This is a genomic window from Streptomyces sp. SID1328, from assembly GCF_009865595.1.
GTDB lineage: Bacteria > Actinomycetota > Actinomycetes > Streptomycetales > Streptomycetaceae > Streptomyces > Streptomyces griseoluteus.
Genome location: NZ_WWKH01000202.1, coordinates 1 through 7,069 on the forward strand (window position 1 = coordinate 1; position 7,069 = coordinate 7,069).

At 73.6% G+C, this 7,069-nt stretch carries 7 protein-coding genes; 3 read left to right on the forward strand and 4 right to left on the reverse strand.

Translation table 11 applies throughout. The annotated features are described in order from the left end of the window. Positions 1-1,274 (reverse strand): lactate utilization protein B (locus GT030_RS05970; protein WP_161200176.1); only part of this gene is annotated, 1,274 nt, incomplete at its 3' end. Continuing rightward, positions 1,271-2,026 carry a (Fe-S)-binding protein gene (locus tag GT030_RS05975; protein ID WP_161200177.1) on the reverse strand — a complete coding sequence of 252 codons (756 nt, stop codon included), beginning with the start codon at positions 2,024-2,026 and terminating at the stop codon, positions 1,271-1,273. The genes GT030_RS05975 and GT030_RS05970, both read right to left, overlap by 4 nt. A gap of 64 nt (positions 2,027-2,090) precedes the next feature. Here GT030_RS05975 and GT030_RS05980 point away from each other — a divergent pair, with 64 nt between their 5' ends. Beyond that, positions 2,091-2,909 (forward strand): pentapeptide repeat-containing protein, encoded by an 819-nt coding sequence (locus GT030_RS05980; RefSeq protein WP_161200178.1) that lies wholly within the window; start codon positions 2,091-2,093, stop codon positions 2,907-2,909. Here GT030_RS05980 and GT030_RS05985 read toward each other — a convergent pair. Then, complete coding sequence (locus GT030_RS05985) at positions 2,871-4,385, reverse strand: cytochrome P450 (protein WP_161200179.1); 1,515 nt, start codon at positions 4,383-4,385, stop codon at positions 2,871-2,873. The genes GT030_RS05980 and GT030_RS05985 overlap by 39 nt on opposite strands. A 132-nt stretch (positions 4,386-4,517) precedes the next feature. On the opposite strand from GT030_RS05985, the gene GT030_RS05990 reads away from it, so the two are divergent. Both GT030_RS05990 and GT030_RS05995 read left to right on the forward strand, forming a co-directional pair. Next, a complete protein-coding gene (locus GT030_RS05990) occupies positions 4,518-5,123 on the forward strand; it encodes a TetR/AcrR family transcriptional regulator (protein WP_161200180.1) in 606 nt (201 codons plus the stop codon). A 105-nt stretch (positions 5,124-5,228) separates the two neighbouring features. Next, positions 5,229-5,954, forward strand: a complete 726-nt coding sequence (locus tag GT030_RS05995; protein ID WP_161200181.1) for a DUF2470 domain-containing protein — start codon at positions 5,229-5,231, stop codon at positions 5,952-5,954. On the opposite strand, the gene GT030_RS06000 is transcribed toward GT030_RS05995, so the two are convergent. Further along, entirely contained in the window at positions 5,922-7,046 is a 1,125-nt protein-coding gene (locus GT030_RS06000) for a lactonase family protein (protein WP_161200182.1), read from the reverse strand. The genes GT030_RS05995 and GT030_RS06000 overlap by 33 nt on opposite strands. Positions 7,047-7,069: the final 23 nt, after the last annotated feature.

A 7,069-nucleotide genomic window follows, 5' to 3' on the forward strand; every position in this document is an offset into this window, starting at 1 on the left:
ATGGCCGCCCGTTCCGCCGCGTGGCCCCTGGCCGGCCTCAGCACGACCCGGTTGCCCTCGCGCACCGCCGGACCGCCCTCCACGACCCGCTCGCGCAGCCGGACCAGCACCTCGGGGATGTCGATCGCGACCGGGCACACCTCGTAGCAGGCCCCGCACAGCGAGGACGCATACGGCAGCGAGGCGTCGATCTCGCTTGCCGTTCCGCGCAGTTGAGGGCTGAGGATGGCGCCGATGGGGCCGGGGTAGACCGAGCCGTAGGCGTGGCCGCCCGCGCGCTCGTACACCGGGCACACGTTCAGGCAGGCCGAGCAGCGGATGCAGCGCAGCGCCTGGCGGCCGACCTCGTCGGCGAGGGTGTCGGTGCGGCCGTTGTCCAGCAGCACCAGATGGAAGGCGCGCGGCCCGTCACCGTCCGTCGTGCCGGTCCACATGCTGGTGTACGGGTTCATGCGCTCGGCCGTGGAGGAGCGGGGGAGGGTCTGGAGGAAGACCTCCAGGTCACGCCAGGTGGGGACGACCTTCTCGATGCCGGCCACCGAGATCAGGGTCTCCGGCAGGGTGAGGCACATCCGCCCGTTGCCCTCGGACTCCACCACCACCATCGTGCCGGTCTCCGCGACCATGAAGTTGGCCCCGGAGACCCCCACCTTGGCCCGCAGGAACTTCTCCCGCAGATGCAGCCGCGCCGCCTCCGCGAGCTCGGCCGGACTGTTGGAGAGCCCCTCGGGCGCCGGGCGGCCCCAATCGGCCATCGCGGTACGGAAGATGTCGCGGATCTCGGCCCGGTTGCGATGGATGGCCGGGACCAGGATGTGCGAGGGGCGGTCCTCGCCCAACTGCACGATCAGCTCGGCGAGATCGGTCTCGTAGGCGCGGATGCCGGCCGCCTCCAGCGCCTCGTTGAGCCCGATCTCCTGCGTGGCCATCGACTTGACCTTCACGACCTCCGACTCGCCCGTTTCCCGGACGAGCCGGGTGACGATCCGGTTGGCCTCCGCCGCGTCCGCCGCCCAGTGGACCGTGCCGCCCGCGGCGGTGACCGACTCCTCCAACTGCTCCAGGTAGCGGTCGAGATGGCGGAGCGTGTGCTCCTTGATCCGGCTGCCCGACGCGCGCAGCTCCGCCCAGTCGGACACCTCCGCCACAGCCGCCGCGCGCTTGGCACGGATGGTGTGGGTGGCGTGCCGTAGATTGCCGCGCAGGGTGCCGTCGTCCAGGGCCTCCCGTGCCGCCTCGGGGAAGGCGGGCATGCCTACGAAGGTCTCGTTCACCGGGCCGGTTCCTCCTCCGTGCTCGCCAGGATCTCCGCGATGTGCACCGGCCGCACCGGAGAGCCCGCCCGGCTCATCGTGCCACCCAGGTGCATCAGGCACGAGTTGTCGGCCGCGCACAGCACCTCCGCGCCGGTCGACTCGGCGTTGCGCATCTTGTCCGCGCCCATCGCCGCCGACACCCCGGCGTTCTTGACCGCGAAGGTGCCGCCGAACCCGCAGCACTCGTCGGCGCCGGGCAGTTCGACCAGCTCCAGCCCCCGCACCGCCTCCAGCAGCCGGCGCGGCCGGTCGCCGAGGCCCAGCGAGCGCAGGCCGTGACAGGTGGGGTGGTAGGTGACCTTGTGCGGATAGACGGCGCCGACGTCGGTGACGCCGAGCACGTCCACCAGGAACTCCGTCAGCTCGTACGTCTTCGGCACCACCGGAGCCAGCACGTCGGCCAGAGCCTCCCCGCGCCCCTCGGCCCGGGCCCGCTCGCCCAGCCTCGGGTACAGCTCCCGGACCATCGCCGCGCACGAACCCGACGGCGTGACGATCGCGTCGTACTCCCCGAAGACCTCCGCGAAGTGCCGGGCCAGCGGTTCCGTCTCGTGCCGGTAGCCGGTGTTGTAGTGGGCCTGGCCGCAGCAGGTCTGTGCCAGGGGAAAGTCGACGTCGACCCCGAGGCGGTTCAGGAGTCTCACCACTGCGCGGCCCGTGTCCGGGTAGAGCGTGTCGTTGACACAGGTCAGGAACAGGGCGACACGCATCGCGGCTCCTCGGTCTCGAAGATCGGACAAGGGCAGCCTAGCCAGAGCGCGTACCCTGGCCGCGATGCCTGATCACATACCCCTCCTCGGCGCCGACTGCGCCAACTGCTTCGGCCTCTGCTGCGCGGCCCTGCCCTTCGCCCGCTCCGCCGACTTCGCGCACGACAAGCCCGCCGGCAAGCCCTGTGCCAACCTGCGCGAGGACCACCGCTGCGGCATCCACACCGAGCTGCGCGCCAAGGGCTACGCCGGGTGCACGGTGTACGACTGCTTCGGCGCGGGCCAGCGCGTCTCCCGGGTCACCTTCGGCGGCCGGGACTGGCGTACGGGCGGCAAGAAGCACGCCCGGCTGATGTTCGAGGTGTTTCCGGTGGTCCGGCGCCTGCACGAGCTGCTCTGGTACCTCACCGAGGCGCTCGGTCTCGACGCTGCCCGGCCCCTCCATCCGGAGCTGCGCCGCGCGCTGGAGGAGACCGAGCGCCTTGCCGCACAGGAGCCCGAGGAGCTGGCCACGCTGGACCCGGCCGCCCACTGGCACGAGGTGGCTGAACTCCTGCTTCAGGCGTCGGAGTCGGCCCGCAAAGGCCGGAAGAAGGGCCGGGACCGGCGGGGCGCGGACCTGGCGGGCGCGAAGCTCAGGGGTGCCGACCTGCGCGGGGTCAGCCTGCGCGGCGCCTGCCTGATCGCGGCCGACCTGACCGGAGCCGACCTGCGGCACGCCGACCTGATCGGCGCCGATCTCCGGGGCGCCGATCTGACCGACGCCGACCTCACCGGCGCCCTCTTCCTCACCCAGCCGCAGGTCAACGCCGCCCGAGGGGGACCCGGTACCCGGTTGCCGGGCTCACTCGTCCGTCCCGTGCACTGGGCAGCGTCCCGCTGAACCGGCGTCCGGCTCGGGGGCGCCGGCCGGTGCGGCGGCGGGGGCCTTCCGGCGCTCCAGGGCCAGGCGCAGGCCGTCCGGCATCAGCGTCAGGCGCTCGGTGACCTTCAGGCGGTAGCCGGGGTCGGGGATCAGCTCGTACCGGCGCAGCAGCAGGCCGAGCACCAAGGTGGCCTCGTGCAGGGCGAACTGGCGCCCCACGCAGGCCCGCGCGCCCGTACCGAAGGGCTTGAAGGTGTGCGGCGGCCGGGCCCGTACCGCCTTGGCGTCGAAGCGGTCGGGGTCGAACCGCTCGGCGTCCTCGCCCCACACCTCGGGATCGCGGTGCAGCATCGGCGTGAGCACCAGCGCCCAGCCGCCCCGGCGCATCGGATGCTCCCCGGCCAGCACGGTGTCCTCGGTGGCCTCGCGGGCGAAGGCGGGTGCGGTCGGCCACAGCCGCAGCGACTCGTCCAGCACCCGGCGCAGGTAGCGCAGCCGGGCCACCTGGTCGTAGCCCGGCTCGGGGGTGTCGCCCCAGACACGGTCCACCTCGGCACGGGCGCGGGCGGCGACCTCGGGGTGCCTGGCCAGGTAGTACAGGGCGAACGAGAGGGCGCCGGAGGTGGTCTCGTGGCCCGCGACCAGAAACGTGATGACCTGCTTGCGGACGTTCTCCGCCGACAGCCGCTCCCCGGTCTCGGGGTGGGCCGTCTCCAGCATCCGGTCCAGCAGGTCGCCCTCCCCGCGCCCCGCGGCACGGCGGGCGGCCACCAGGGCGTCGACCGTGTCGTCCAGGTAGGCGATGTCGGCGGCGTTGCGCCGGGCGGCCCTCCGCTGGAGCGCCGGGGGCATCGGCAGGCTGTTGAGCCGCTGGGCGTAGGCGAGGGTGCCGACCATGGCGGTGACGAAGGGGTGCGGCCGGTCACGTTCGAAGGAGCCGAAGTCGTGCCCGAAGCCGGTGCGCGCGATGGTCTCCAGCGTCAGCCGGGTCATGTCGCCGGGCACGTCCACCGTGCGCCCGGCGGCCAGCTCGCCGTCCCAGTGGCCGGTCAGCCGGCCCGCGACCGCCAGCATCATCGAGTGGTACCCGGCCATCGCCTCCCGGCTGAAGCCGGGCGCGAGCACGTCGTGCGCCAGCTGCCAGTTGGGCTCGTGGTTGTACGCCGTGAACAGCCCGTCCCCGGCGACCGGGCGCAGGTTGGCCACCCCGAGCCCGACGTGCTTGGCGAACCGGCTCTCGTCCGCCATGTCCGCGGCCAGCTTCGCGCCCCACAGGAACACGAACTCCCGGTTCAGCACCCGGCGCCGGAAGATCGGTCCCAGTTCGCGCGCGAGCCGCATCGAGTCCTGGAGCGGGGTGCGCCGGTCGACGCCCAGCACGTCACCGAGCAACGGCACCCGGCGGGGCGGACGCGGGATGCGGTCCAGCTCCGGCCAGCCCTGCTCGGCACCGCGGAACCCCTTGGGCAGTCCCGCCCCCGTCGTCTCGGCCATGACGTGATCTCCCTTGATCCGGTGGCCTGTTGTCCGTCCACCCCACGCGTGTTGAACGTGAGTTCAATAGCGCTGGCAGTCTGGTCCGCCTGCTGAAGCCACGTCAAGCAACGCGTCCACTAGGGTGACGGCATGGCCGCCAACCAGGGGGAACGCGCCCGGCGCCGACTGAGCACCGAGGAGCGCCGCGAGCAACTCCTGTCGGTCGGGGCGCGCCTGTTCTCCGAGAGCCCGTACGACGACGTGTGGATCGAGCGGGTGGCCGAGATCGCGGGGGTCTCGCGGGGTCTGCTGTACCACTACTTCCCGACGAAACGGGACTTCTTCGCCGCCGTGGTGGAGCGGGAGAGCGAGCGCATGCTCCGGATGACCGCGGCGGTGCCCGGCGTGCCGGTCCGCGAGCAGCTCGGCGCCGGGCTGGACGCCTACCTCGGGTACGTCGAGGCGCACGCCCACGGCTTCCGCGCCTTCCACCGTGCCGACGCGGCCGGCGACCAGGCCGTACGCCGGGTCTACCAGAAGGCGTTGGCCGCACAGGAGCGGCAGATCCTCGCCGCGCTGGCCGCCGACCCCGAGTTCGGGCCCGCCTTCGAGGGCTCCCCGCAGGCCCGGTTGGCGGTGCGCGGCTGGCTCGCCTTCACCACCGCCGTCTGCCTGGAGTGGCTGCGCGAGGGCGAGCCCGGCCGGGACCAGGTGCGCGAGCTGTGCGCGCGGGCGCTGCTCGGCGCGATCACCTGACGGCGCGTTTGCGACTCCGCGCGTGTCACCCGACCGGGGCGGCGTGGTTGGCGCACGCCCGGATCTTCGATAGGTTAGGCAAGGCTTACCTAAAGGAGGACTCGGATGGGTGACACGCAGGACTGGGCGGCAGAACCCGGAGCGGCGGAGCGGGCGCGGTCGGTCCTTGCCGCCGCGTGGTCGTGCGCGGTGACCGCGGACGGCGCCCGCGAGGAGTACGCCGGCGCGCACACCGTGACCGGCGACGGCCGGGTGCTGCTCGACGTACCCGAGGACAGCGCCCTGTTCGCCGCCGTGCTGTGCGCCCCGCGCGGCGAGCCCACCGCCGTGCTGGAGTTCGCCGACGCGGCGCCCGTACGGGTGCGCCGGCGCATCCGGGCCCGGCTGTGGCTCGCCGGCTGGTTCTCCCAGCGCGGCGCCCGGCTGCTGTTCACGCCCACCCGCGTGGTGCTGCGCCGGCCTTCCGGGGCCGTACTGATCGATCCGGCGGAGTACGCGGCCGCCCGGCCCGACCCGCTGGCCACCGCCGAGGCGCAGTTGCTCACCCACCTCGCCGACTCCCACCCGGACGCCGTGGAGCGGCTCACCCGGCTGGTCCGGCCGGAGAGCCTGCACGCCGTGACCCGCGTGGCTCCCCTCGCGGTGGACCGGCACGGACTCACCCTGCGCATCGAGCGGACCCGCGCGCACGGCGACGTACGGCTGGCGTTCCACACGCCCGCCGACGACGTCTCGCAGCTCACCGAGCGCATGCACGCGCTGCTCGCCCAGGCCGGCGCCGCCGCCTGCCCGCGCGCCCTACAGCGGCACCGCGCAGACGGCGACCGGTGACGCGAACGGCTCACCCGCCCGACTGAGCGCTCCGGTACCGGTGCCGACGTGGAACACGCTCACCGTGCCGGAGCGCTGGTTGGCCGTGAACAGCAGCCGGCCGTCCGGCGTGAGCGCCAGCTGGCGGGGGAAGTCGCCGTCCACCGGCACCGTGTCCAGCAGCCGCAGCTGGGCGCCGTCCTCCTCGACGGCGTACCGGGCGACGCTGTCGTGCCCCCGGTTGGCCAGGAACGCGAAGTCGCCGCCGGGCGTCACCACGAACTGTGCCGGGTAGTTGGTGGCGTCCCCGGCCGACCCCGAGGACTGGGGCTCACCCACGGTCAGCCGGCCGGTCGCCGGGTCGTACGCGCAGACGGCCACCGTGTCGTCCACCTCGTTGGCGAGGTAGGCGTACCGTCCGTTCGGATGGAACGTCAGATGGCGCGGGCCCGCGCCAGGCCGGGCGTGGGCGCGGGACACCTCGGTCAGGGTGCCGTGCCCGGTGTCCAGCCGGTAGGTGTAGACAGTGTCGGTGCCCAGGTCGACGGAGAGCACATGGCCGCCGTCCGGGCTCGTGATGAACTGGTGCGCGTGCGGGCCCTGCTGCCCCGGTCCGGGCGCCGGGCTGGAGTGTACGGCCAGGGCGGTGCGCTCACCGAGCGCGCCCGAGGCGTCGACGGGGTGCACGGCGACACTGCCCGAGCCGTAGTTCGCGCTCAGCAGCCAGCGGCCGCTCGGGTGCACCGACAGATGGCAGGGCCCCGAACCGCCCGTGCTCCGGCTGCCCAGCACGTGTCCGTCCGCCAGCCGTACGGCGGTCACCGCGCCGTCCTCGCGCTCGTCGACCGCGTACAGCGTGTGCCCGTCCGGGTGGACGGTGACGAACGACGGGTCCGGGATCTCGACCAGCGGCTCCGCGTCGGTGACCGCGCCCGAGACCGGGTCGTACCTGGTCACGGAGACGCCCTTGCCGCCGCCTTCGACGGAGGTGTAGGTGCCCAGGTACAGCGGGCGAGGCCCCGGTTCGGGCTTCCGGCCGTGAGGCACCGGGGCGGGGTCCGGGGGCGGCGCGGCGGGCGCGGGCACCGTCACGACGGCGGCCGTGCCCGCCACGGCGCCGACGAAGCGCCGCCTGC